This is a genomic window from Shinella sp. Sh6, from assembly GCF_055392685.1.
In genome coordinates this window covers 66,814-92,177 of sequence record NZ_AP044006.1, presented here as the reverse complement: position 1 = coordinate 92,177, position 25,364 = coordinate 66,814, and the positions used below count along the sequence as shown (strand labels likewise).

The 25,364-nt window shown below is 66.9% G+C and carries 23 protein-coding genes; 5 read left to right on the top strand and 18 right to left on the bottom strand.

Annotated elements, in window-relative coordinates:
• Window positions 1-124: 124 nt before the first annotated feature.
• Window positions 125-1,000, bottom strand: a complete 876-nt coding sequence (locus ACZ5TO_RS18785) for a hypothetical protein (RefSeq protein ID WP_464800777.1) — start codon at window positions 998-1,000, stop codon at window positions 125-127.
• Between the two features lie 255 nt (window positions 1,001-1,255).
• On the opposite strand from ACZ5TO_RS18785, the gene ACZ5TO_RS18780 reads away from it, so the two are divergent.
• From ACZ5TO_RS18780 to ACZ5TO_RS18770, 3 genes are all read left to right on the top strand, one after another.
• Complete coding sequence (locus ACZ5TO_RS18780; protein WP_464800776.1) at window positions 1,256-2,305, top strand: helix-turn-helix domain-containing protein; 1,050 nt, start codon at window positions 1,256-1,258, stop codon at window positions 2,303-2,305.
• Window positions 2,306-2,381: 76 nt separating this feature from the next.
• Window positions 2,382-3,755, top strand: coding sequence for an aspartate aminotransferase family protein (locus ACZ5TO_RS18775; protein WP_464800775.1), 1,374 nt, complete (start codon window positions 2,382-2,384; stop codon window positions 3,753-3,755).
• Window positions 3,752-5,140: a glutamine synthetase family protein gene (locus ACZ5TO_RS18770; RefSeq protein WP_464800774.1), complete on the top strand. Its 1,389-nt coding sequence runs from the start codon at window positions 3,752-3,754 to the stop codon at window positions 5,138-5,140. The genes ACZ5TO_RS18775 and ACZ5TO_RS18770 overlap by 4 nt, the downstream gene beginning before the upstream one ends.
• A 6-nt stretch (window positions 5,141-5,146) precedes the next feature.
• Here ACZ5TO_RS18770 and ACZ5TO_RS18765 read toward each other — a convergent pair whose 3' ends face one another.
• The 10 genes from ACZ5TO_RS18765 to ACZ5TO_RS18720 all read right to left on the bottom strand — a co-directional run bounded on the left by ACZ5TO_RS18765 (window position 5,147) and on the right by ACZ5TO_RS18720 (window position 17,026).
• Window positions 5,147-6,295: an alpha-hydroxy acid oxidase gene (locus ACZ5TO_RS18765; protein WP_464800773.1), complete on the bottom strand. Its 1,149-nt coding sequence runs from the start codon at window positions 6,293-6,295 to the stop codon at window positions 5,147-5,149.
• Between the two features lie 164 nt (window positions 6,296-6,459).
• Complete coding sequence (fba, locus tag ACZ5TO_RS18760) at window positions 6,460-7,503, bottom strand: class II fructose-bisphosphate aldolase (RefSeq protein WP_464800772.1); 1,044 nt, start codon at window positions 7,501-7,503, stop codon at window positions 6,460-6,462.
• A 245-nt stretch (window positions 7,504-7,748) separates the two neighbouring features.
• Window positions 7,749-10,421 carry a DNA translocase FtsK gene (locus ACZ5TO_RS18755; protein WP_464800771.1) on the bottom strand — a complete coding sequence of 891 codons (2,673 nt, stop codon included), beginning with the start codon at window positions 10,419-10,421 and terminating at the stop codon, window positions 7,749-7,751.
• Window positions 10,422-10,593: 172 nt separating this feature from the next.
• Window positions 10,594-10,965, bottom strand: coding sequence for a monovalent cation/H(+) antiporter subunit G (gene mnhG, locus ACZ5TO_RS18750; protein WP_184141323.1), 372 nt, complete (start codon window positions 10,963-10,965; stop codon window positions 10,594-10,596).
• 5 nt (window positions 10,966-10,970) lie between these two features.
• Entirely contained in the window at window positions 10,971-11,252 is a 282-nt protein-coding gene (locus ACZ5TO_RS18745) for a K+/H+ antiporter subunit F (protein WP_184140923.1), read from the bottom strand.
• Window positions 11,249-11,725 (bottom strand): Na+/H+ antiporter subunit E, encoded by a 477-nt coding sequence (locus ACZ5TO_RS18740; protein ID WP_184140921.1) that lies wholly within the window; start codon window positions 11,723-11,725, stop codon window positions 11,249-11,251. The genes ACZ5TO_RS18745 and ACZ5TO_RS18740 overlap by 4 nt, the downstream gene beginning before the upstream one ends.
• Window position 11,726: 1 nt before the next feature.
• On the bottom strand, window positions 11,727-13,361 hold the full coding sequence (locus ACZ5TO_RS18735) for a monovalent cation/H+ antiporter subunit D (protein ID WP_184140919.1): 1,635 nt from the start codon (window positions 13,359-13,361) through the stop codon (window positions 11,727-11,729).
• Window positions 13,358-13,696, bottom strand: a complete 339-nt coding sequence (locus ACZ5TO_RS18730) for a Na+/H+ antiporter subunit C (RefSeq protein WP_184140917.1) — start codon at window positions 13,694-13,696, stop codon at window positions 13,358-13,360. The genes ACZ5TO_RS18735 and ACZ5TO_RS18730 overlap by 4 nt, the downstream gene beginning before the upstream one ends.
• On the bottom strand, window positions 13,696-16,614 hold the full coding sequence (locus ACZ5TO_RS18725) for a monovalent cation/H+ antiporter subunit A (RefSeq protein ID WP_464800770.1): 2,919 nt from the start codon (window positions 16,612-16,614) through the stop codon (window positions 13,696-13,698). The genes ACZ5TO_RS18730 and ACZ5TO_RS18725 overlap by 1 nt, the downstream gene beginning before the upstream one ends.
• A gap of 94 nt (window positions 16,615-16,708) precedes the next feature.
• Window positions 16,709-17,026: a hypothetical protein gene (locus ACZ5TO_RS18720; RefSeq protein WP_184140913.1), complete on the bottom strand. Its 318-nt coding sequence runs from the start codon at window positions 17,024-17,026 to the stop codon at window positions 16,709-16,711.
• Window positions 17,027-17,486: 460 nt separating this feature from the next.
• On the opposite strand from ACZ5TO_RS18720, the gene ACZ5TO_RS18715 reads away from it, so the two are divergent.
• Window positions 17,487-17,774: a DUF2934 domain-containing protein gene (locus ACZ5TO_RS18715; RefSeq protein WP_184140911.1), complete on the top strand. Its 288-nt coding sequence runs from the start codon at window positions 17,487-17,489 to the stop codon at window positions 17,772-17,774.
• Between the two features lie 87 nt (window positions 17,775-17,861).
• Window positions 17,862-18,233 carry a YbaN family protein gene (locus tag ACZ5TO_RS18710; protein ID WP_464800769.1) on the top strand — a complete coding sequence of 124 codons (372 nt, stop codon included), beginning with the start codon at window positions 17,862-17,864 and terminating at the stop codon, window positions 18,231-18,233.
• Between the two features lie 2 nt (window positions 18,234-18,235).
• On the opposite strand, the gene phnN is transcribed toward ACZ5TO_RS18710, so the two are convergent.
• The 7 genes from phnN to phnC form a co-directional block, all read right to left on the bottom strand.
• Window positions 18,236-18,808 (bottom strand): phosphonate metabolism protein/1,5-bisphosphokinase (PRPP-forming) PhnN, encoded by a 573-nt coding sequence (gene phnN / locus ACZ5TO_RS18705; RefSeq protein WP_464800768.1) that lies wholly within the window; start codon window positions 18,806-18,808, stop codon window positions 18,236-18,238.
• Window positions 18,805-19,944, bottom strand: a complete 1,140-nt coding sequence (locus tag ACZ5TO_RS18700; RefSeq protein WP_464800767.1) for an alpha-D-ribose 1-methylphosphonate 5-triphosphate diphosphatase — start codon at window positions 19,942-19,944, stop codon at window positions 18,805-18,807. Before ACZ5TO_RS18700 ends, phnN begins: the two co-directional genes overlap by 4 nt.
• 1 nt (window position 19,945) lies before the next feature.
• The gene (locus ACZ5TO_RS18695; RefSeq protein WP_464800990.1) at window positions 19,946-20,653 is read right to left on the bottom strand and encodes a DUF1045 domain-containing protein; all 708 of its coding nucleotides are present in this window, start codon (window positions 20,651-20,653) and stop codon (window positions 19,946-19,948) included.
• 94 nt (window positions 20,654-20,747) lie between these two features.
• Window positions 20,748-22,247, bottom strand: a complete 1,500-nt coding sequence (gene phnE, locus ACZ5TO_RS18690) for a phosphonate ABC transporter, permease protein PhnE (protein WP_464800766.1) — start codon at window positions 22,245-22,247, stop codon at window positions 20,748-20,750.
• Between the two features lie 9 nt (window positions 22,248-22,256).
• Window positions 22,257-23,219, bottom strand: coding sequence for a phosphonate ABC transporter, permease protein PhnE (gene phnE / locus ACZ5TO_RS18685; RefSeq protein ID WP_464800765.1), 963 nt, complete (start codon window positions 23,217-23,219; stop codon window positions 22,257-22,259).
• A 212-nt stretch (window positions 23,220-23,431) separates the two neighbouring features.
• Window positions 23,432-24,337: a phosphonate ABC transporter substrate-binding protein gene (gene phnD, locus ACZ5TO_RS18680; protein WP_464800764.1), complete on the bottom strand. Its 906-nt coding sequence runs from the start codon at window positions 24,335-24,337 to the stop codon at window positions 23,432-23,434.
• An 80-nt stretch (window positions 24,338-24,417) separates the two neighbouring features.
• Window positions 24,418-25,266, bottom strand: coding sequence for a phosphonate ABC transporter ATP-binding protein (gene phnC / locus ACZ5TO_RS18675; protein ID WP_464800763.1), 849 nt, complete (start codon window positions 25,264-25,266; stop codon window positions 24,418-24,420).
• Window positions 25,267-25,364: the final 98 nt, after the last annotated feature.

Sequence of the window (25,364 nt, the reverse complement as noted above, 5' to 3'; positions counted from 1 at the left end):
ATACCGGACCAGATCCCGACCTTCCGGATCGCCGCCGCCTCGGCGGCGTTCCTCCTCAAGCATTTCCCGGCGGACTTCCTGTTCCAGACGGACCGGCTGGCGGCGGGCAAGGATCGGCCGCCGGCTAGGCGGCAAGCGCCTCGCGCAGCAGGAGGTCCATGAAGGCGAACTGATCGGCAAACCAGCGGTCCGCCGCCTGCCACATCGCCGGCGCCAGCCTTATGTCATGGCCGCCGCGCGTTTCCATCGTCAGCAGGCCCGCGCTCCTCGCGGCCTCCAGAAGGCGGCGTACATGAGTGCGCGACACGCCCGTCTGCATGGCGAGCCACTGGTATCCCGTCGCGATCCCACCATCACCGTTCTGCCGGGCGCCGCGCAGGAGGAGCAGCAGGATCATGTAGCCGCAGTCATGGGCAAAGAAGGGCGCAAGCGGCAGATGGCGGCGGATCAGCCGGCTGAGGGCGGGAAGACGCGGCAGCGTCGCGCGCCGCAGCGCCCTGTGCAGCGTCGCATCCGGCGCGCCCGGCTGCCCGGCGGGCGGCGACAGGCCGAAAAGCGCAAGCCCGTTCAAAAGCACGCCCAGGACACCGGCATCGCGTGCAAGCAGCGCCTCGTTGGGCACGAGGAGACGGACGCGGCGATCCGAGGCGTGGGGTTGCTGCGTGAGGAAACCGTACCTGCGAAGACAGGAGACCTGCGCCTCCACCCGGTTGCGGCTTGCAACCCCCAGCTCCGTCACCTCGCGCTGCAGGCGGCCCAGCGTCAGCCAGGTCGCGGGCTTTGCCATGTCCTGCGCGGCATGGAGCGACAGGGCTGCGAGATGGCACAGCAGGCGGCCCTCTTCCAGGATCAGCCGGTTGAACAGATGGCTGCCTTCATAGAGCGACAACTTTCCTTCGATCACTTCGTCCCGCGCGGCCGCAAATTGCGGCGCGCGAAGAAATTCGTCCGGCGACACCCGGAACCCCACCGAACCGCCGTCGAATGCAACCTGATCCATGCCTGCCATGCCCCTATCCGACGCCTTTCCGCCGCGCCGCGGATCCGAATGGACCCATTATTTTCCATGGGGTTACAGCCGGCTTCGCCTGTCAATCGCAAGGCGCGCCCGATGCCTCAATATGAGACGAGGCGTCAAAAGAATGATACAGAGTGCAAAGACATACCTGCCCGGCAGCCGGGCAGATGCCCGGGAACTTCTGGCCTTTTCACCCCTTGAATCGGTCATGTGTCTCTTTCGAACATCGCGAGCGCCATGAGCACCGAAGACAAGTTGCCCTCGAACGCCATCGTCGTGGAAGCCGGCCCCGAATGCAGGCGCCGGAGCCAGCTTTTTGCCGAGACGCTCGACCCGATCTTCCGCGCGACGGTGCAGACGCCGGAGCGGCTCGCCGACTTCCGCACCCGCCTTTCCTCCTATTTCATGGGTCCCGCGCTGTTCTTCGCCGCCGACATGGTGGGCACGACCTATACGTTCTCACGGGATCCCGGCCGCATCGCGCGCAGCGGGCTCGACCTCATCTTCGTGCAGGTGACGCTTGAAGGCAGCGACCTGCGCACCATCGGCAACGAGACGGTGCTGGTGGAGGCGGGCGACGTCTCCTTCTTCGACCTTTCGCGCCCGCTCCATGCGGAAACGCCGCATTGCCGCAACCTCACGCTCGTCCTGCCCCGCCACCTGCTTTTCAGCAGGGAGGCGCAGAACGATGCCCTGCATGGCCTCCTGCTCAAGCGCTCCACCAGTCCGGCCCGGCTGATCGGCAACCATCTGCGCACCCTTTTCGAGGACCTGGCGGATATCAGCCAGGCCGAAGCCCCGGCGATCGTCACCGCCACGGCCAATCTCGTCGCCACGCTCATCGCGCCGCAGGTCGCCGCGCGCAGCCAGCCCTCGCCGACCGTGCGCGGCGCGGCCATCATGGAAATCCGGCGCTATATCGAGCAGAACATCGCCCGGCCCGATCTCGACCCCGATCATCTCTGCAAGGTCTTCGGCCTCTCCCGCGCCTCGCTCTACCGGCTTTTCGAGCCGTTCGGCGGCGTCACCGACCACATCCGCACGCGCCGTCTGCGCGCGGCCTTCGACATGCTCGTCGACGACGGCAAGCGGACGGTGGGCGAGGTCGCCTATGCCTGCGGCTTTGCCGATATCTCCGCCTTCTCGCGCGCCTTCCGCCAGCAATTCGCCATGAGCCCGAGCGAGGTGCGCGGCCTGGACGCCAGGAAACCCCTCGCCCGCGGTTCGGCGGAACGGAGGGCCGCCGCCACGGTGCACGACTGGCTGCGCATCGTCGGCTCGCTGTAGGCCATCTTGCCGTTTGACACTTGAAATCACATCAACCAATATGTGATCACATTTTGGGGAGCGGCTGGAGAACGGGATGGAGAGGGAGAAGCTGGAGGCGCGCGCCCGCGCGCTGATCGAGGCGGAGGCGGAGGTTTTCCGCGCAAAACGGCCGCGCTCGGCAGCCGCACATGACGAGGCGACCTCCGGCTTCTTCGACGGCGTGCCGCAGCACTGGATGCTCGACTGGCCAACGCCCTTTCCCCTCGTCGTCGATCAGGCAAGCGGGGCCGAGCTCGTCGATCTCGACGGCAACCGCATCGTCGACGTCTGCCTCGGCGATACGGGTGCGATGTTCGGCCATGGCCCCGCGCCGGTCCTTGAAGCGCTGAGGAATGCCGGCACGCGCGGCCTCACCACCATGCTGCCCTCTTCGGACGCCGCCGTCGTCGGCCGCCTGCTGGTTGAACGCTTCGGCCTGCCGCGCTGGCAGCTCGGCGCGACGGCGAGCGATGCCAACCGTTTCGCCATCCGCGTCGCGCGCGCCGTCACCGGCCGGGCGAAGCTGCTGGTCTTCGACGGTTGCTACCACGGCGCGGTGGACGACACGCTGGTCGATCTTGTCGACGGCAGGACCGTCTCGCGCCGCAACCTGCTCGGCCAGGTCCGCGACCTCGGCGAACTCACCGTTTCCATTCCCTTCAACGACGAAACGGCGCTGGAAAAGGCGCTCGCCGGCCACGACATCGCCTGCGTGCTCGCCGAGCCGGTGATGACCAATTGCGGCATGATCCCGCCCGCGCCCGGCTTCCACGACGCGCTGCGCCGGCTGACGCGGGCCGCCGGCACGCTGCTCCTCATCGACGAGACGCATACGATCTCCACGGGCCTCGGCGGTTATACGGCGGTGCATGGGCTCGAACCCGACTTCATGGTCATGGGCAAGCCGATCGGCGGCGGCGTTCCGGTCAGCGTCTGGGGCATGACGCAGGCGATCTCCGACCGGCTGCACGTCATCCGCCGCGAGCAGAGCGGCCACGGCCATTCCGGCATCGGCACGACGCTTTCCGGCAGCGCGCTGCAACTTGCCTGCCTGCGCGCCTGCCTCGAACAGGTGATGACCGAGGAGGCCTACGGCAGGATGCAGGCCAATGCCGACCGCATCGAGGCCGGCTTCACCGCCGCCATCGCCGCCGCCGGGCTCGACTGGACCGTCTCGCGCGTCGGCGCGCGGCTGGAGGTCGTCTTCTCGCCCGTGCCGGTCAGGAACGCCGCCGAGGCCCGCGCGGCCGCCTCCGACACGATCGAGGCGGCGCTGCATCTTTCCATGCTCAATCTCGGCTACCTGCTGACGCCGTTCCACAACATGGTGCTCGTCAGCCCCGCCCTTTCTGAGAGCCAGGCCGACGGGCTCGTCGCGGCCTTCGCGACCGTCCTCGGCCGCCTTTCCGAGCGGAGGGCCGCCGCGTGAGCCGCGACCTTGCCGCCCGTCCGCCCGAAGCCGCCGGCATCGCCGAGGCGGAGGCCTTTCTTGCCGCCCATCCGGAGATCAGCGCCTTCGACCTCGTGCTGATCGACCTCAACGGCATCGCCCGCGGCAAGATCGTCCGGCGGCACGAATTGCTGGCGATCTTCCGCTCCGGGCGGCATCTTCCAGGCTCCATCCTCGGCCTCGACGTCACCGGCGAGGACGTGGAGGAGACCGGCCTCGTCTGGTCGGACGGCGATGCGGACCGGCGGGCATGGCCCATACCCGGTTCGCTCGTGCCCTTGCCGTGGACGTCGCCGCCGCGCGGCGAGGTGCGGCTTGCCCTTTTCGAGCTCGACGGCACGCCGATGGCGGCCGATCCGCGCCATGCGCTCGCCCGGCAGGTGAACCGCCTTGAGAGCGACGGCTTCCACCCGATCCTCGCCTACGAGCTGGAATTCTACCTTCTCGACCGCGAGCGCACCGCGGACGGCAATTTCCAGCCGCTGCGCCTGCCGCTCTCCGGCGAACGGCCGGAGGGCATCCAGGTCTACGGCGTCAGCGAACTCGACCGGCTGGAGCCCTTCATCGACGCCGTCTATCGCGGCGCGGAGGCGCAGGGCCTGCCCGTCGAGACAATGATATCGGAATATGCACAAGGCCAGTTCGAGCTGACGCTGCGCCACGGCGATGCGCTGCGGGCCGCCGACGACCTCGCCATGCTGAAGCGCCTCCTGCGCGCCCTTGCCCTGCGCCACGGCATGATGGCCTCGTTCATGGCGAAGCCCTTCGCCGGCCGCGCGGGCTCCGGCATGCACGTTCATGCCAGCCTTGCCGACGCGGACGGCAACAACCTCTTCGCCGACCGGGATGAAACGCTTGCCCCGCTGCTGAAAAACGCCGTCGCCGGGCTTCTCGAGACGATGCACGAATCCATGCTCGTCTTCGCCCCGCATCTCAATTCCTGGCGGCGCTTCTCGGCCCAGAGCTATGCCCCGACCACGCCGACCTGGGGCACCAACAACCGCAGCGTCGCCGTGCGCATTCCGACAGGCGCGCCCGCCGGCCGCCATCTCGAACAGCGCGCCGCCGGCATCGATTCCAATCCCTACCTCGTCGGCGCGACGGTGCTCGCCGGCATGCGCAAAGGCATCCTCGCAAAGGCCGATCCCGGCCCCGAGACGACCGCCTATGCCGAAACCGCGAGCGACGACCTGCCGCCCGACTGGCGCAGCGCCATCGAGACGGCGACCTGCTCTTCCTTCCTGAAGGACGCCCTCGGCGAGCGCCTGCACCACGTCTTCCTCGCCCTCAAGCGCGCCGAATACCGCCGCTTCGCCAGCGAAGTGACCGCCCTTGAACGCACGCTTTACGGCGAGATCGTGTAAACGGCCTCACACGTCCTTGTGCAGGTTGTTGCGCGAGAGGTTCTTCACGTCGCGCTCGCCGCAGAGCGCCATGGTCGTGTCGAGCTCCTTGCGGATGATCTCGATGGCACGTCGCACGCCGGCCTTGCCGCCGGCGCCGAGGCCGTAGAGGAAGGGGCGGCCGATATGGGTGCCCTTGGCGCCGTAGCAGAGCGCCTTCAGCACGTCCTGGCCGGAGCGGATACCGCCATCGAGATGGACTTCCATCCGATCGCCGACCGCATCGACGATGCGCGGCAGCATGCTGATCGAGGACGGCGCGCCGTCAAGCTGGCGGCCGCCGTGGTTTGAGACGATGACGGCGTCCGCGCCGCTCTCCAGCGACATGCGGGCGTCCTCCTCGTCGAGGATGCCCTTGAGGATCAGCTTGCCGCCCCACAGGTCCCGGATCCATTCGATGTCTTTCCACGAAAGCTGCGGATCGAACTGCTCGGCCGTCCAGGACGAAAGCGAGGAGAGGTCCGTCACGCCCTTGGCGTGGCCGACGATGTTGCCGAAGCTGCGGCGCTTCGTGCCGAGCATGTCGAGGCACCAGAAGGGCCGCGTCGCCATCTGCCAGATGTGCTTCGGCGTGAATTTTGGCGGGGCGGAAAGGCCGTTGCGCAGGTCCTTGTGGCGCTGGCCGAGGATCTGGAGGTCGAGCGTCAGGATCAGCGCCGAGCAGCCGGCCGCCTTGGCGCGGCCGATGAGGTTGCGCACGAAATCCTTGTCGCGCATCACGTAAAGCTGGAACCAGAAGGGCCTCGTGGTGACGGAGCGCACGTCCTCGATGGAGCAGATGCTCATCGTCGACAGCGTGAAGGGCACGCCCGCCTCCTCGGCCGCCTGCGCGGCGAGCATCTCGCCGTCGGCGTGCTGCATGCCCGTGAGACCCGTCGGCGACAGCGCGATGGGCATGGAAACCGTCTCACCGATCATCTCGCTTGCCAGCGACCTGTTCGTCATGTCGACGAGCACGCGCTGGCGCAGCTTGATCTTGTGGAAGTCGTCTTCGTTGGAGCGGTATGTGCCTTCGGTCCAGGCACCGGAATCGGCATAGTCGAAGAACATTTTCGGCACGCGGCGGCGCGCCTGTTCCTTGAGGTCTGCGATTGTCAGGGCCTGTTCCACGCTCATGTCGTCCTCGCTCGATCGCCTTCTACCGGAGCGCCGACGCGTCCGGGTCGCCATCTTTTACGAGGAGGGACGGTTGCCCGCAACGGATTCCTGCCGCCGGGCCATGAGAAAAAGGCAGGGGCCTCCCGGCGGGGCCGGGAGGAAACGGAGGCTGCCGACGGCGCTTATTGCGCGGCGTAGAACTTCGCCATGTCGGGCAGGCGCTTGACGCGGATGCTGGATGCCTTGCCGGCGGTGCGGAAGGCCTCGAAGCGCTCCTTGCAGACTTCCATCATGCGCGCGGTGGCCGGCTTCAGGTAATTGCGCGGGTCGAAATTGTCCGGCTTTTCCTTGAAGTTCTTGCGGATCGAGCCGGTCATGGCAAGGCGCAGGTCCGTGTCGATATTGACCTTGCGCACGCCGAGCGGGATGCCCTTCTGGATTTCGGCGACCGGCACGCCCCAGGTCTGCTTCATCTCGCCGCCATAGGCGGTGAAGAGGTCCTGGAGGTCCTGCGGCACCGAGGAGGAGCCGTGCATGACGAGGTGCGTGTTCGGCAGCTTGGCGTGGATCTTGGCGATCGTCTCGATCGACAGGATCTCGCCGTCCGGCGCGCGGGTGAACTTGTAGGCGCCGTGGCTGGTGCCGATGGCGACGGCGAGTGCATCCACGCCCGTCCTGGTGACGAAGTCGAGCGCCTGGTCCGGATCGGTCAGGAGTTCCTCGCGCGAGAGCTTGCCCTCGAAGCCGTGGCCGTCCTCCTTGTCGCCGGCGCCCGTTTCCAGGTTGCCGAGACAGCCAAGCTCGCCTTCGACCGAGACGCCGGCAGCATGGGCGATCTTCACCACTTCCGCCGTCACGCCGACATTGTAATCGTAGCTCGCAACCGTCTTGCCGTCGGCGAGCAGCGAGCCGTCCATCATGACGGAGGTGAAGCCGTTGGTGATGGCGGAAATGCAGGTGGAGGGCTGGTCGCCGTGGTCGAGGTGCAGGCAGACCGGGATATGCGGATATTCCTCGGCGGCGCCGAGGATGAGGTGACGCAGGAACGCATCGCCCGCATAGGAGCGCGCACCGCGGCTTGCCTGGAGGATCACCGGCGAATCCGTCGCATCCGCCGCACGCATCACCGCCTGGACATATTCCAGATTGTTGACGTTGAATGCGGGCAGCGCATAGTCGTTCTCCGCTGCGTGATCGAGCAGTTGCCGCATGGTGATCAATGCCATTCCTGTCCTCCTTGGCCGCAGATTTCGCGGCATTGGCGGCACTATTCACACATCGTCCGCCATATGCAACAGGGCTCACGGAGCCCGCCGCAAGCCAAATCGATTAAATGGAGCAGCAAGCGGAAATTTCTCGTGGACAGGGTAAAAATCCGGCCCGCTTTCGCGCGCCGGACCGGAAAAAACCATCCAATTCAAATAAGTAGGACAATTGCCCGTTGATCGGGCAATCGCCGCGGACGACCGTCTCAGTCGTCGTCGCCGGCATCCGGCTGCTGGAAGCTGCCGCGCTCGCCGCTGACGATCTCACGCTTGCCGACATGGTTGGCGGGGCCGACAAGACCCTCCTTCTCCATGCGCTCGACGAGGGATGCCGCGCGGTTGTAGCCGACGGCGAGGCGCCGCTGGATGTAGGAGGTCGAGCACTTGCGGTCGCGCATGACGACCTTGACGGCCTTCTCGTAGAGATCGTCGCCGTCCTCGGCCGCCACGTCGCCCTTGTCGAACACGGCCGCCTGCTTCTCGTCTTCCTCTTCCTCCTCGTCCGCCGTCACCGTCTCCAGATATTCCGGCCGGCCCTGGGCCTTCAGGTGCAGCACGACCTTCTCGACCTCCTCGTCGGAGACGAAGGGACCGTGGACGCGTGCGATGCGCCCGCCGCCGGCCATGTGCAGCATGTCGCCCTGGCCGAGAAGCTGTTCGGCACCCTGCTCGCCGAGAATGGTGCGGCTGTCGATCTTCGACGTCACCTGGAAGGAGATGCGCGTGGGGAAATTCGCCTTGATCGTGCCGGTGATGACGTCGACCGAGGGACGCTGCGTTGCCATGATCAGGTGGATGCCGGCGGCACGGGCCATCTGGGCAAGCCGCTGGATCGCCCCTTCGATCTCCTTGCCGGCGACCATCATCAGGTCGGCCATCTCGTCGACGATGACGACGATATAGGGCATCGGCTCGAGGGAAAGTTCCTGTTCCTCGTTGATCGCCTCGCCGGTTCCCTTGTCGAAGCCGGTCTGGACGCTGATCGAGATCGTCTCGCCCTTGTCGCGCGCGGCGGCGACGCGGTTGTTGTAGCCGTCGATGTTGCGCACGCCGAGGCGCGACATCTTCCTGTAGCGGTCTTCCATCTCGCGCACCGCCCATTTCAGCGCCATGACGGCCTTCTTCGGATCGGTGACGACGGGGGTGAGGAGGTGCGGGATGCCGTCGTAGATCGACAGTTCCAGCATCTTCGGATCGACCATGATCAGGCGGCACTCTTCCGGGCGGAAGCGGTAGAGCAGCGACAGGATCATGGTGTTGATGGCGACGGACTTGCCCGAGCCGGTCGTGCCGGCGACGAGCAGGTGCGGCATCTTCGCAAGCTCGGCGATGACGGGCTCGCCACCGATGGTCTTGCCGAGGCAGATCGGCAGCTTGAATCCGGTCCGGGCGAAATCCTGGCTCTCGATCATCTCGCGGAAATAGACCGTCTCGCGCGTGGCGTTCGGCAGCTCGATGCCGATGACGTTGCGGCCCGGCACGACCGCGACGCGAGCCGAGAGCGCCGACATGGAGCGGGCGATGTCGTCCGCAAGGCCGATGACGCGCGAGGACTTCACGCCCGGCGCCGGCTCGAATTCGTAGAGCGTGACGACGGGGCCGGGGCGGACATGGATGATCTCGCCGCGCACGCCGAAATCCTCCAGCACGCTTTCGAGAAGGCCGGCATTCTGCTCGAGCTGCTCCTGCGTCAGCACAAAGCCGACCGTGCGCGGCGGTTCCTGCAGCAGTTCGCGCGGCGGATATTCGTAGGTATCGCCGGAGGGCGTCGCCATCGTCACCTGGAAGGGACGGGCGCGCGACAGCACCGAGGACGGCGTTTCGCGAACGGGCTCGGCAACGGCGACCGCGGGAGCCGGCTTGCTCTCGACGACGGCCGGCACCGGCTCGGCGACGGGCGTTTCGGCGGCGGGCTCGACCGCCACCTCGGGAACGGCGACGACCGGCTCCGCGACGGCCGCACGCGCGACCGGCGGACGGCAATCGACGACGCGGAAGAGCGAGGCGATGGAGGACGGTTCCTCACGCTTCTCGGCCTTCGGCGCTGCCGCGACCGGAAGGACGGGCGCGGCGATTGCGGCCGGCGCGGGAGTGGGCAGCGGCATGCGCATGACGGTGACCGCTGGCCTTGCCGGCAGGTCACTTGCAACCGCGTCCGGAACCATCGTCTCGAAGAAGGCATGGTCGGACAGATTGGCGAAGCGGCTGACCGTGGTGCGCGCGTCTGCCTTTGCGACGGGCTGGAGCACCGGCAGGGGCTTCGGCGCCGCGGCCGGCATCTGCGGCGGCACGGCCGGCTTGTAGGCGACGGGCGCGTCGGCGGGCACGGTGTTGCGCGCCGCGGAAACGACCGCCTGAACGAACTGCGGCACAGGATCGACCGGCGCGGCAACGGCGGCCTGCTGCTGCGCCTCGAAGCGGCGGCGGCGGTCGTCCAGAGCCTCGCGCAGGCGCTGGAGCAGTTCCGCCTGCGAAAGCTGCGGGGGCTGCGAGGGTTGGGCCTCCGGCTCCTGCCACGCGGCCGGCTGCTCGGCGACGGGCTGCTCGGCCGTCATGCCTTCTTCGGCCGCGGCCTCTTCGATCCTTGCGGCGATCTTGTCGGGCGTGCGGGTGAAGCGCACGTTCGGGGCCATGTAGAAATGGCTCTCCCAGCTTCCGTCGGCATATTGGCCGGGATCGTAGCTGCGCAGCGCCGGCGAGCGGAAGCGCGGCCGGTAGGCTTCGTCGTTGGCGACGGCCTCGCCTTCGGCATGCCAGACCGGGGCCTCTATGGCCTCTTCGGGCAAATCATTGTTTTCATAGGAGTAATACGACGCGCTTTCGTCGTTTTCCCCTTCGGTCTCAAGGATGGGATAGAAGTTTGTTCTGGAAATACGCATGAACCTGCAAACTCGACGATCATTGCCGATAGGGATGCGTAGATGGTTAGGAAATGAAGGTTAACAATGTCTTTGGAGGACAGCAGAATCCTCGTGACGATCCCGCTTCGAGCCACCGTTTCGCCCGGCCGCGAGGGGTCGCGGCCGGCGCAAAAAAATTCGCGGGAAAGCGTCACTCGCCGGGAACGGGATCCTCAGCAGGCGCTTCGGCCGGCACGTTCGGATTGCCCTCCGAGCGATCCCGGTGGAGGGCGGCGCGGGCGAGCAGCATCAGCGTCACCGGCGTGGTGACGGTCACGAAGATGCCGATGAGGATCTCGTGCACGACGGGCCGGGTCGAAAGCACCGTGAAGAAGATCATCGACGCCATGACGATGCCGCCCGTTCCCCAGCTCGTGCCGAGCGTCGGGGCGTGGATGCGCTCGTAGAAGGTCGGCAGGCGGGCAAAGCCGATCGTGCCGACGAGCGTCAGCCCCGCGCCGATCACGAGGAAGGCGGAGACGAGAAGGGCCACCCAGCCCGGCAGGTCGCCGGCATGTTCCATCGTGCTCATTCGATCACCTCCCCGCGCATGAGGAATTTGGCGAGCGCCACGGTCGCCACGAAGCCGAGCATGCCGATGACCAGCGAGGCCTCGAAATAGATCGTCTTGCCGGTGCGGATGCCGAACACCATCAGCAGCAGCATGGAATTGACGTAGAGCGTGTCGAGCGCGAGCACCCGGTCCTGGGCACGCGGGCCCCGGAACATCCGCAGCGCCGCAAGCGCCATGGCAATGGCGAGGCACACCTGCGCGAAGGCGACGGACCAGAGGAGGATCGTGTGGCTCATCGGAAGATCTCCATCAGCAGCGCCTCGTAGCGCGTCTTGATCAGGTGCTGCCACTCCGCCTCGTCGACGAGGTCGAGGACGTGGATCAGCACCGTCCGGCGCACCGAATTGTATTCGAGCCAGGCCGTGCCCGGCGTGCTCGTCACCACGACGGCGAGCACCGCCAGCCCGATGGGGTTCTCAAGGTCGAGCGGCACGGTGACGAAGCCGGATCTTCGCTCACGCCGCCCGCCGGTGACGATCAGCCAGACCACGGCGATGTTGGAGAGCACGATATCGTAGAGCACGACGGCGAAGAGCTTCGGCAGGAGATACCATTTGCCGAAGTGCGGCTCGGCGGGGCGCAGCGCCGCCATGCCCCAGGAGGCAAAGACCGAGACGATGCAGCCGAGGAGGAGATGGCCGAGCGTGAAGCCGTTGAGCGCAAGCCACATCAGGACGAGCGAGGCGGAAAGCAGCGGATAGGGCAGCATGTCAGATCCCTCCCCCGCCGTCCGGCCCGCTCGGCTCGGCAACGCCGGCGCGCCGTGCGTTCATGACCGCATCGATATAGGCGGCGGGCTCATGCAGGTTGCGGACCGTTTCCTCCATATAGGTCATTGCCGGGCCGGCCTTGACGGTGAGCGCCAGCGTCAGGGCGATCAGCAGCATGACCGGCGCCATTTCCATGACGAGCACGCGCGGCACCGTGCCCTCCATCGAGGCCCAGAAGGTGCGGATGCCGGCGCGGGTCATCGAGATGAGCGCGGCGAGCCCCGACAGGATGAGGAGGGCGACGATCCACCAGACGGAGGCCGGGATCGGCCCCTCGCCCGTAACGCCCGTGCCGATCATGCCCGTGAGCATGGCGAACTTCGCCACGAAGCCGGAAAGCGGCGGCAGGCCTGACAGGAGGATGCCGCAGGCGGCAAAGCAGGTGCCGAGCACAGCGATGGTGCCGGGCATGGTGACGCCCACCTCGACCTCTTCCTCCTCCTCGTCGGCATCGCCATAGGCTTCCATCGTCACGGCGAGGACCGAGGCGCCGGCATCCTGCCCGCGCTCGACCAGCTCGATGAGCAGGAAGAACGCGCCGATCGTCAGCGTGGAGCTGACCATGTAGAAGAGCGCGCCCGCCGTCACCACGCCGTTGTTGAGGCCGAGGACGGCCAGCAGCGTGCCGGAGGAGACGAGCACCGAATAGCTCGCAAGCCGTCCGAGCGCCTGCGAGGCCAGAACGCCGATCGTGCCGAAGGCGATGGTCGCCATGCCGCCGTAGAGCAGCACGTTGAGGCCGAGGCCGGCGGAGGCCCCCTGTCCGAAGACGAGCAGCGACAGGCGCAGGATGACGTAGATGCCGACCTTGCTCATGATGGCGAAGATGCCGGCGACGGGCGCTGTCGCCGCGCTATAGGCGCCCGGCAGCCAGAAGTTCAGGGGCCACATGCCCGCCTTGATGAGGAAGACGATGCCGAGGATGCCGGCGCCCGCCTCCAAGAGCATGCGCCGCTCGCCCTCGATCTCGCCGATGCGCACCGCAAGGTCGGCCATGTTGAGCGTGCCGGCCGAGCCGTAGATGGCGCTGACGCCGATGAGGAAGCAGAGCGCGGCGGCAAGGTTGACGGCAATGTAATGCATGCCCGCCTTGACGCGCATGGAGCCGGAGCCGTGCATCAAGAGGCCGTAGGAGGCCGCCAGCATCACCTCGAAGAAGACGAAGAGGTTGAAGAGGTCGCCCGTCAGGAACGCGCCGTTGAGGCCCATCAGCAGGAACTGGAACAGCGAGTGGAAATGCGCGCCCGCGGCGTGCCAGCGGGCAAGCGCATAAACCAATGTCGGGATGGCGAGGATCGAGGCGAGGACGAGCATCAGCGCCGAGAGCCGGTCCACCACCAGCACGATGCCGAAGGGCGCCGGCCAGTTGCCGAGGAGGTAGACGCCCTCGAAGCCCTCCGCGCCGCCGGCAAGCCGGAACAGGCTGATGGCGACGGCGGCGAGCGCAAGGCACGACACGAGGCTGATCATCGCCTTGAGCACGCGTTCGCGCTCGTCGAAGAACAGGAGAAGCGCGCCCGCGACGAGCGGGATGACGATAGGCGCGATGATGAGATGCTGCTGCCACCCGCTCATTTCGGCTGCTCCCTGCCGTCGACATGGTCCGTGCCGGTAAGGCCGCGGGCCGCGAGCAGCACCACGAGGAAGAGCGCGGTCGTGGCAAAGCCGATGACGATGGCCGTCAGCACCAGTGCGTGCGGCACGGGGTCGGTCATGGTGGAAACGGCGACGCCCTCCTCCAGGAGCGGCGCGGCATCCGACTTCACGCCGCCGACGGCGAAGATGAAGAGGTTGACCGCATAGGAGAGCAGCGAGAGCCCGACGATGACCTGATAGGTGCGCGGGCGCAGGATGAGCCAGACGCCGGAGCCCGTCATGATGCCGATGCCGATCGATAGGACGAGTTCCATCAGGCCTCCTCCGCCTTGGGCGCTTCGAGGCCGCGCACGCGATGCACGCGGATGGACTGGTGGGCGAGCGCGATGAGGATCAGCACCGTCGCGCCGACCACCAGCGAGAACACGCCGAGATCGAAGAGGAGCGCGCTGGCCGCCGGCACCTTGCCGATGAAGGGCAGTTCCATATATTGCGAATGGGTCGTCAGGAACGGATAGCCGAAGGCCCAGGCCCCCATGCCGGTGGCCGCGGCCACGACGAGGCCGAAGCCCATCCAGCGCAGCGGCAGGATGCGCAGCCTGTCCTCCGCCCAGCGCACGCCGCCGGCGAGATATTGCAGCAGGAAGGCGATCGCCATGGTGACGCCGCCGGCAAAGCCGCCGCCCGGCAGGTCATGCCCGCGCAGGAAGAGGTAGATCGCAAAGGTGACGACGACCGGGAACATCCACTGCATGATAACGGAGGGCACCAGAAGGTAGTCGCGCACCGTATCGCCCGCCGAGCGCTCCGGGGCCGCCGCGTCATAGGCGTTCTGGATGCGCTGCTGCTCGGGCTTCTCGATGCTGTCCGCCGCCGGCCGGAAGCGGCGCAGCAGCGCGAAGACCGTGAGCGCGACGATGGCGAGGACCGCGATCTCGCCGAACGTGTCGAAGCCGCGGAAATCGACGAGGATGACGTTGACCACGTTGCGCCCGCCGCCCTCCGTATAGGCCTTTTCGAGGAAATAGCTGGCGATGGCGTCGGGCACCGGCTGCTTCATGATCGCGTAGGAGAAGAGGAACATGCCGAAGCCGCAGGAAATGGCGAGCAGGAAGTCGCGGAAGCGGCGGCCGCGCGCGGCGAGCGCCACGGAATCGTCCACCTTCACGGAGCGCTTGGGCAGCCAGCGCAGGCCGAGCAGCAGCAGCACGGTCGTGACGATCTCCACGACGAGCTGCGTGATGGCAAGATCCGGCGCCGACAGCCAGACGAAGGTGATGCAGGTGGTGATGCCCGCCCCGCCGAGCAGGACGAGCGCGGCAAGCCGGTGGTACTTCGCCTGATAGGCCGCCCCGAGCGCGCAGAACGCGCCGATGCACCAGACGACCGCGAAGATCGGGTCGACCTCGCCGAGGACTGGCGGCTTGGGCGAGAAACCGGCGATATAGAGCGGAATCACGCCCGCAAGCAGGCCCGCCGCCGTGACGAGGCGAAGCTGCGGCTGCAGATTGCGGGTACCGAGACGGCTTTCCAGCCAGCGCGCCCATTTCCACGAGACGGTGACCAGCACGCGCTCGAAGATGCGCTGGCCGACGAGATGGCGGAAGAGCGGCGGCCCGTCGTCGCACCGCGCGAGATAATCCTTGAGGAAGGCATAGAGCGCGGCCCCGCCGATCAGCGCGATCACGCTCATGACCAGCGGCGTGTTGACCCCGTGCCAGATGGCGAGGCTGTATTCGGGCGTGCGCGGGCCGAGCACCGACAGGACGGCCGAATGCAGGAACGGGCCGATCGACAGGCTCGGCACGATGCCGACGACGAGGCAGGCGAAGACCAGGAATTCGATGGGAAAGCGCATCCAGTGCGGCGGCTCGTGCGGCTTGGGCTTGGGCAGGTCCGTCGGCGGCGGGCCGAAGAAGACGACGTGGATGAAGCGGATCGAATAGGCGACGGAGAAGGCGCCGGCGAGCGTCGCCACATAGGGCAGCATGCGGTCGAGCACGGAATCGGCATGGGTCTCCACCGCCTCGGCGAAGAACATCTCCTTGGAGATGAACCCGTTGAGCAGCGGCACGCCCGCCATCGCCGCGCTCGCCACCATGGCGAGCGTGCCGGTGATCGGCAGGTATTTGAAGAGGCCGCTCAATCGCCGCATGTCGCGCGTGCCGGTCTCGTGGTCGATGATGCCGGCGGCCATGAAGAGCGAGGCCTTGAAGGTCGCGTGGTTCATCATGTGGAAGATCGCCGCGACCGCCGCCAGCGGGCTGCCGAGGCTGAGCAGCGTCGTGATAAGGCCGAGATGGCTGATCGTCGAATAGGCGAGCAGGCCCTTCAGGTCCTGCTGGAACATGGCGAAATAGGCGCCGAGCAGCAAGGTGCAGGTGCCGGCGATGCCCACCAGCATGAACCATTCGTAGGTGCCCGACAGCGCCGGCCAGAGCCGCACGAGCAGGAAGACGCCGGCCTTCACCATGGTCGCCGAATGGAGATAGGCCGAAACCGGCGTCGGCGCGGCCATGGCGTTGGGTAGCCAGAAATGGAAGGGCACCTGCGCGCTCTTCGTTAGCGCGCCGACGAGGATGAGGACGAGCGTCGTCAGGTAGAGCGGATGGGCCTTGATCGTATCGCCGGACGAAAGGATGACGTCGAGATCGTAGCTGCCGACGATATGGCCGAGCACCAGAAAGCCGGCCAGCAGGCAGAAGCCGCCGATGCCGGTGATCGTCAGCGCCATGCGCGCGCCGTCGCGCGCGGCGGCATTGTTGTGCCAGTAGCTGATGAGGAGGAACGAGAAGATGCTCGTCAGCTCCCAGAACACCGAGAGCAGGATGACGTTGCCGGAAAGCACGATGCCGAGCATCGAACCCATGAAGGCGAGCAGGAAGGAGAAGAAGCGCGGGACCGGGTCCTCCTCCGACATGTAGTAGCGGGCATAGAGCACGACGAGGCAGCCGATGCCGGTGACGAGCATGGCGAAGAGCCAGGCGAATCCGTCCATGCGCAGGGTGACGTTCAGCCCGAGCTGCGGCAGCCATTCGAGATCGAGCCGCACCTTGGCGCCGCCCCGGACGGCGGGGTAGAGCATGGCCGTCATCACGAGGCTGGCAAGCGTCACCGCGCCGGCTATGCGGGCCGCGAGAACGCGGGAATCCGTGCGCAAAAGGATGGTCGCGGCAAGGCTTCCCGCAAAGGGGAGGCACACCAGCAGCACCAGAATCGCTTCACCTGTCATCGTTGGGTCGATCGCTTTCGAACGTCAGAACTTCTCTCATCCGGCAGGCCGGCATCGGGGAAGGCTGCGCGCGACCGACAAGGCGGCGCAGCCGTCAGGCAGGTATCCGCCACACCGGAGGCGCCCGCGCGCCCGCCGTTGCCGGGCGCCGCGTGTCGATCCTGTGGACGGAAGCCGAAGCGGGCACGGCGCCGGCTTTCGCCGGAAGGGCGGAAACCGCTTCGAACGGCTCCAGGAGACCGGCGGAACCGGGCGGCGGCGCCTCGCCGGCGATCCGCGTGCGGCATTGCAGGCCTTCGAGTCCTGCCGACTGGCCCGCCGCCTTCTGCGCGCCGCAGCGAAACGCCTTTGCCGGGATGCCGGCCGCAATGGAGATCGAGGGCGAGGCCACCAGCAGGAGCAGACAGGCCAATCCGGTGCAGAAAAGGCAAAGCGCCCGACGGATCGGTCGATGCTGTCGCCTTGATGCTGCCAAACGCCTTGCCTCTCGCTTTGCCGTTCGCGGTGAATATTCTCTCATGCGGACAATACGTTGGCGAGATCGGCGCTGTCCACCCGGAGCGGTGAAACTTTTGCGAAATTCGGCCGTTTCGTCGCAGCCGGAGGGTGTTTTTCCGTCATGGCGGGGCGAGCCATCCTGTCGCACCCCGCCAGCTTGAAGGCCCCGCGCTTTGGGCGCATCCTGACGGTGCGAATCGCATGAAGCAGACCTGCTCCGCCCGAGGGTATCGCCCGGAGCGTATGGTGCGTTGAATATCCGGACCCGCCGCGGAAGGTTCCCGGCCGTCCGGCGAGTTCCGTGTTCCGGTTCCTGCCCAAGAAACCCGCAGCGTACCGGCACGGCGTCACTTCACCTTGAACGAGGACAGACCATGACGGATGCGCGAAGGGAATGGATCAGCAAGCGGGCCTATGCGCTGTGGGAAGCAGCCGGCCGGCCGCACGGGCACGACGGCGAGCACTGGGAACAGGCCGTGCGCGAGCGCGAGGAGTTCGAGCGCGTGGCGCTCGGCACCGAGACGGCGCCGGCAAAGACGAAGAAGCCGCTGATCGAAATCGCCGGCACGACGCAGGCCAAGGCCGCTTCGGCGGCGAAGACCGCCAAAGCGGCGGCGAAGGCGAAACCGGCCAAGGGGACCGTCGAGAGCAAGCTGGCCTGAGGGATCGGTCCTGCGGCATTCGGGCCCCTTGGAGGCACCGGCAAAACACTCTATCTGGGCGGCACGGCGTTTTCGACGGGGGTTTGGGTGCGCGCGATCTATATGGCCGCCGGCCTTGTGATGACGGCGCTCGGCATTGTCGGCGCCTTCCTGCCGCTACTGCCGACGACGCCTTTCCTGCTCGTTGCCATCTGGTGCTTCTCGCGCTCGTCTCCCCGCCTGGAGCACTGGCTGCTCAATCATCGCACGCTCGGCCCGCCTCTGGTGAACTGGCAGCGCGAAGGCGCGATTTCCGCACGCACGAAGGTCGTCGCGGTCTGCCTGATCGCCGCAAGCTACGGCCTCTTCTGGTATCGCACTCAGCCTTCGCCGCTTGCGGCCGTCGCCGTCGGCCTCGTGCTTTCGGCAAGCGCGCTCTTCATTCTCACCCGCCCCCTGCCCCGGGGCAGAGGGCGGTAGTCTCAACCTCTGCCGGCAAGGGTGGAGGCCAGCAATTCGACGAAGGCCTCTCCCGCCGCTTCGAGCGGGCCGCTGTTGTCGATGACGACCGTATCGGCGGTAATGACGATCTCCGGCACCGCGCGCTCAAGGCGCCGCGCGATCGCCTCGCCGCTCTCCCGGCCGCGGGCGGCAAGGCGCGCGGCCAGCACATCCGGACGGGCGGTGATCAGAACGACCTTCAGCCGCGGAAAGGTCTCGGCGAAATCCGGCAAGGCCGAGCGGCTGCCGTTGGCGATCAGCGTCATGCCGCTCGTAAGCCGGTCCAGCGTCTCGCGCGGAATGCCGTAGGAAAGGCCGTGCGCCTCCCAGGAGACGGCGAAGGCGCCCTCGGCCGCACGCCTGCGGAACCCGTCCGCATCGATCGCCTCATGCGCCTCGCCGCCGGCATCGGCCGGGCGGGTGATGACGCGGCGCACGAAAGCCACACGGCTTTCCCCGGAAAAATGCCGGGCGGCATAGGCCATGACGCTGTCCTTGCCCGCCCCGCTCGGGCCGACGACGACGACCATCGCCCCTTCGTCCGCCATGTTCATGCCACCCGCCTGCCCTGCCGCCAGACGGAGCGCACGACCGGCACGCCGGAGGGCCGGCGCACGCGCACGATGTCGGCGCGAAGGCCCGGCGCGATTGTGCCGCGGTCGTCGAGCCCGACCGTGCGGGCGGGCGTCGCGGAGACCATCGAGATCGCCTTCGGCAGGTCGATATCCTCCACCTCGTCGGCGAGGATGAAGGGGGCGTGCATCAGGCTGAAGGGCACGTAGTCGGAGGAGAGCACATCCAGCACGCCCATGCCGGCAAGGTCGCGGGCGGCGATGTTGCCGGAATGCGACTTGCCGCGCACGATGTTCGGCGCGCCCATCAGGACGCTCATGCCCGCCCCGTGCGAGGCCTTCGCCGCCTCGACGCTCGTCGGGAACTCGGCAAGGCGGATGCCATAGCCGATCGCCTCCTCGACATGCTCCAGCGTCGCGTCGTCGTGGCTTGCGACCGAGATGTTGCGGGCGGCGCAGGAGGCGGCGATGGCATCGCGGTGGGGCTTGGCATAGCGGGCGGAAAGCGCCTGCTGGCGCTTGCAGAAGTCGGCGAACTCGTCGTCCGTCAGGCCGCGCTTCTTCTTGTAGTAGAGGATGTACTGATCCATCGTCTGGAACTGGCGCTGGCCGGGCGCATGATCCATCAGCGAGACGAGGCGCACGAGCGGGTCGTTCTCGAATTCCTCGTAGTGGTCGAGCACATTTTCGGTCGAGACCTCGCAGCGCAGGTGGATGAGGTGCTGGGCGCGCAGCCGGTCCTCGTCCTGCGCCGCGGCGATGGCGTCGGCCATGGCGCGCATCTCGCCCTTCTCGAAGCCGCCGTCCGCATCCGAGCCCATGCGCAGACAATCGAAGACGGTGGTGATGCCGGAGGTGACGACCTGCGCGTCATGCGACTGGATCGCCGCCGTCTTGCCCCAGCGCACGCCGGGACGCGGCGAATAATGCGCTTCGAGGTGGTCGGTATGCAATTCGACGAGGCCGGGGATGAGGAAATCCCCCTCCATGTCCTCGCCATTGGCGGAAGCGCCTTCGCAGATGTCGGCGACAAGGCCGTCGCGCAGCACGAGCGTGCCGTCGAGGATCTTGTCCTCCAGCACGATGCGGGCATTGGAAAGAACGGTTTCGCGGGTCATGTCAGGCGGTCTTTCTGTTGGCTTCTCCCCCGAGCGGGAAGAGGGAATGGACGGTGAAATCGGCGCCGCGCGCAGGCTCGCGGAAGAGCGCGAGCCCGCCGATGGGCAACGGCCGGCCGTAGAAGGCGGAGAAACGGTCGAGAAGCACGGCTTCCACGGCATCGCGCCGCTCGGCCGGAACGCGCCCGGTCAGCGTCATGTGGAAGCGGAACGTGTCGAAGACGTAAGGGTAGCCCCATTGCACGAGGTTCTGGCGCTCTTCGGCGGTCAGCTCGTCCGGCCTGCGGCGGGCGATGTCGGCGGAGGTGAGCGGGGCGCGGAACCGCTCGAAGCGGCGCACCACCTCGCCGGCGAAGGCTTGCAGATCCTCGCAATGATCGCCCGGCACCAGCGCGAAGAAGGAGCCGAGCCGGCCGACGATGACCTCCGGGATTTCAAAGGTCGCGGCTTCGGCGGAAAAACGGCCGATCTCGGTTACGAGTTCGGCCTCGCTGCGGCCCTCGGCAAGCGTGAACGGCGCCTTCAGCGTGGCGTGGAAGCCGTAGCGCCGCGGATCGGCCGTCAGCCCGGCAAGCGTCGCCGCGTCGAAGCCGGCGACGGCCGGCTGCTCCAGCGGCGCGCCGGTAAAGGCATTGCGCCCCAGCCAGGCCGCGGCGGTCAGGGTCAAGGGATCGCTTGCGGGCGGGGTGAAATAGAGGGCGTAACGCACGGGGGACTGTTCCTGTGGGAAGACTTCGGCGCCGCCGGAAGGCGGCGCCGCATAGTGACGGGATTCGTGTGGCAGCACCATGCCGCCACGCCGATTAATGCGCCGGCCTGCCCATCAGGCGCGAGCGCAGCGCGTTGGATATGCCGTCGAAGACGAAGACGACGGCGAGAATGAGGAGAACCATGTAGGCGACGTTCTCCCAGTCCGAATTCGTGCGCATCGCCTCCCAGAGTTTCAGGCCGATGCCGCCCGCGCCCACCGCGCCGATGATGGTGGCCGAGCGGGTGTTCGATTCCCAGAAGTAAAGCGCCTGCGAGGCGAAGAGCGGCAGGACCTGCGGCAGCACGCCAAAGCGCTGCACCGCGACGGGCGCGGCGCCGACCGACTTTACGCCCTCGCGCTGCCTGTCGTCGATATTCTCCAGCGCCTCGGAATAGAGTTTGCCGAGCGTGCCCGTATCCGTGAAGAAGATCGCCGACATGCCGGCAAGCGGCCCGGGGCCGAAGGCGCGGGTGAAGAACAGCGCCCAGATGAGCATGTCGACCGAGCGCAGGAAATCGAAGAGCCGCTTCGTCACCTGGTTGGAAAGCCGGCTGCGCGTGATGTTGCGCGCGGCAAGGAAGGACAGCGGGAAGGCGAGGAGCATCGCGAAGAGCGTGCCGACGAAGGCCATCACGATCGTCTGGAGCAGCTTCGTCCAGACATCGAGATGCTGCCATTCGCCATTGTAGAGGATGTTGTCCCAGGCAAGCGCGAGGTTCGACCGGGTCGGATCGATCCGCTCGCCCGACGTCACCAGCGAGAAGACCTCCGGCAGGGGCCTGCCGTGGAAGGGCGAGTTCGTGTCGAACAGGAAGTTCGCCCAGCCGGGAAAGCGGCGGCGGATCGTGACGTCGTCCGCCTCGATCTCACCCCAGCCGGAAAGGCCGAAGGAGACCGTGATCTTGCCGCCCGGCTCCTTCTGCACCGCCCAGCCGGGCAAGGCGCCCTCGGCTCTTGCCTTGCCGCCGCCGATATCGACGGCCAGCCGCTCGCCGCCATGCTCCACGGTCACGCGCGACGGCATGACCTCGACGCTGGTGGAGGAATTGAGGATGATCTTCGCGCGCCTGACCACCTCTTCCTCGCGCGTCGCAGTCGTGTCTGCCCCGGCCGCGGCGGCCGTGCCGCCGACGCTGCCGCCCGCACCCATGAAGCCCATAGAGGCGGGCTTTTCGTCTGTCTTTGCAGCGGCGCGAGCCGCGGGGACCGTGCGGGTCATCGTGCCCCGCTCGATGTCCACCCAGTCCGGCTCGGCATTGAGGCCGAGGGGCGAGAAGCGCGGATAGCCGAGCTCCATCGAGCCGTCCGCGTGGATCGTCACCTCCGGGCGCACCTCGTAGGAGACCCAGTCGGCGAGATAGGTTCCGGCAATGCCCCAGTTGGCGGTGCCGAGCACATGGCCGATGGCGAAGAACCACCAGCAATAGACCACGTAGAGCGCCAAGCCCCCGGCAATGAGGGGAATGCGGAAGCGCTGCCAGAACGAGCGGTCGAGGACGGCGGGATGGCGCGCCGCGATCTCGTCCATCCGTGCGGGATTGAGGGTCGTCATGACGCACTCCTATGCGGCCAACCGGAAGGCCTGGTCGCCGACGAGACGGCGGCGCAGCCAGGCGGAGACCTGATCGACGGCAACGATGGTGAGAAGCAGGAGCAGCATGATGGCGAGCGTCTTGGCAGCATGCCCCTGCCCGATCGACAGGCGCAGGAGTTCGCCGATACCGCCGCCGCCGACGGCGCCGATGATGGTCGAGGCGCGCACGTTGATCTCGAGGCGCAGGAGGAAGTAGCTCATGAAGTTCGGCGCCACCTGCGGCACGATGGCGAACCAGACGCGTTCCACCCAGCTTGCGCCGACGGCGCGAAGCCCCTCCTCCGCCTTCATGTCGACATTCTCGACCGCCTCGAAGAAGAGCTTGCCGAGCGCGCCGACCGTATGGATCGACACGGCGATGACGGCGGGCAGCGGCCCGATCGACAGGATGGCGAGGAAGAAGCCGGCGAGCACCACCTCGGGAAAGGCGCGCAGCACCTCCATGACGCGGCGCACCGAACCGCAAACGATCCGGTTTGCGACGAGGTTCTTTGCCGCGAGGAAGGAAAGCAGGAAGCCGAAGACCATGCCTATGACGGTGGAAAAGAACGCGATATTCAGCGTTTCCAGCATCTTGTGGAAATATTCCGGCACATAGAGGCTGCCAAACACATAGAGCCGACCTTCCGGATAATCGTACTTGAAGCTGCCGTCGTCATAGGGCGACGGCAGGTCGAACAGCGCGCGGAAGACCTCCCAGCCGTCGCGCGGCACCATGTCGCCGACGAAGTCGAAGAAATGCGGCAGGCGGTCGAGGAATTTTCCCGCATTCGTCTCGTTGGCGAACCACAGCGAGCCGCCGAGCGCGACGACGAGAACGGCAAGACCGAGCCAGGTATAGAGCCGGCGGCGGGCGCTCAGCTCCTGGAAGTGCCGCTCGATGAGCGCGCCCTTCTCGCTAAAGCCGTCGTGAAGCGTGGTCATGGCCATGGTTTATTGCGCCTCGGCAGAGTTCTGTATGCTCGTCTGATCGTCGATAAGGCCCGCAACCTCTCTTCCGTCATGGTCGGGCTTGACCCGACCATCCATGCTCCGGATGTGGCGTGGATCCTCGGCTCAAGGCCGAGGATGACGTTGTGGGTGGGGCAACGTTATTGACAGAGAAGGCGCCAGCCGGCTTGCGGCCAGCGCCGGTGCTCCTGTCAGCCGCCGATCGTCGCCTTGCGGGCGTCGATGATCGGCTTGTAGAAATCGACATTGACTTCCGTGAAGGCGGTGAAATCGCCGCCCATGACGGCAGAGAAGCAGGCGGCATCCTTCTTCGGCAGGTCGAGCATGAACTGCTTGAACTTCGTCTTCATGTCGTTGTCCATGGAGGTCCGCACGACGATCGGGCCGTTCGGGATGAGCGGCGATTTCCAGACCTCGACGAGGTCGTTCATGTCGAGAATGCCCTTCTCGACCATCTTGTGCAGGTTGCCGGACGTGTAGCCGTCCTTCCACGCGCCGACGCCCGAGCCAAAGGTCGTGCCGGCATCGAAGGTGCCCTTCATGACTTCGAGGACGAGGTTCTCGTGGCCGCCGCCGAAGCCGGTCTCGGCGAAATATTCCTTGACCGGCGCGCCGATCGCCTCCGGCAGGGTGACGAGCGGGATGAGATAGCCGGAGGTGGAATCCGGGTCGGCGAAGCCGAGCTTCCTGCCCTTGAGGTCTTCCAGCTTGGTGATGCCTGAATCCTTGCGGGCGACCATGATGGAATGATAGCCGGTCGAGCCGTCCGTCTGCACCGTCGTCAGGATCGGCTCGACGGCCTTCGGATCGGCAAGGTAGATCTTGGCGAAGCCCGAGGCGCCGAGCTCGGCATAGTCGAGCGTGCCGCCGAGCAGGCCCTGGATGACGCCGTCATAGTCGGCGGCCGGGAAGAAGGAGACCTTCTCGAAGCCGAGCTCTGCCTTCAGGTGATCGCCAAGGCACTGGTAGTTGCGCAAGCGGTCCGCCTCGTTCTCGCCGCCGATGATGCCGACGCGGAATTCCTTGAGGTCCTCGGCCTGGACGTGGCCGGCAAGCGCGATGAGCGCGACGGCGCCGAGAAGGGCTTTCTTCAGCATGATCTTTCTCCTGTTTGGCCGGCGTCGCCGGACCTCGAAAGGTTATGGCCCTTGACGCGGACCGTTCGATCCCGGCGGGCTCAGAGGCCGGCCAGTACCAGCGGCGTGGGGCTGGCGGATTCCCTGATGTTGTCCTGGCGGGCCGGATTACGGATCGCCGTGGAAGTGACGCTCTCGTCGATCTCCGACCCGTTCGCGCCGGTGCCGTAGATCGTGCGCACGGCCTCCGCGGTGAGCTCGCGCGGCGGGCCGTCGAAGACGACGCGGCCGGCCGACATGCCGACGATGCGCTCGCAATAGGCGCGGGCCGTATCCAGCGTGTGCAGGTTGGTGACGACGGTGATGCCCTCGCGCTCGTTGATGTCGCGCAACGCGTCCATGACGATCTTGGCGTTCAGCGGGTCGAGCGAGGCAATCGGCTCGTCGGCGAGCAGCATCTTCGGGTTCTGCATGAGTGCGCGGGCGATGGCCACGCGCTGCTGCTGGCCGCCGGAGAGCGTGCCGGCCGGCTGGAGCGCCGTCTGCTCGATGCCGAGGCGTTCGAGCGCCGCAATCGCCATGATGCGCTCCTCGCGGGTGAAGAGATTGAGGATGCTCGACACCGTCGAGCGATGATTGAGCCGGCCGAGCAGCACGTTGGTCAGCACGTCGAGGCGCGGCACGAGGTTGAACTGCTGGAAGATCATCGCGCAGTCGCGCTGCCAGTTGCGCAGGCCCGCGCCCCGCAGCGAAGAGACTTCCACATCGCCGAAATGGATCGTCCCCTCGCTCGGGTCGGCAAGCCGGTTGATCATGCGCAGGAGCGTCGACTTGCCCGCGCCGGAGCGGCCGATGACCCCGACCATCTGGCCCTCGGGGATGTCGAAGGTCACGTCGTCGACCGCGAGGCGCGCGCCGAAGCGGCGGGTGACATTCTTCAGTCGGAACATGGCAGGTCCTTCCTTCCGGGCGTCCGGTCCCCGAGGGGCCCCGTGTCGTTTTCCGGATTGGCTCTAAACGCTGTCGATGAAGGGGCGATGTCAGTTCG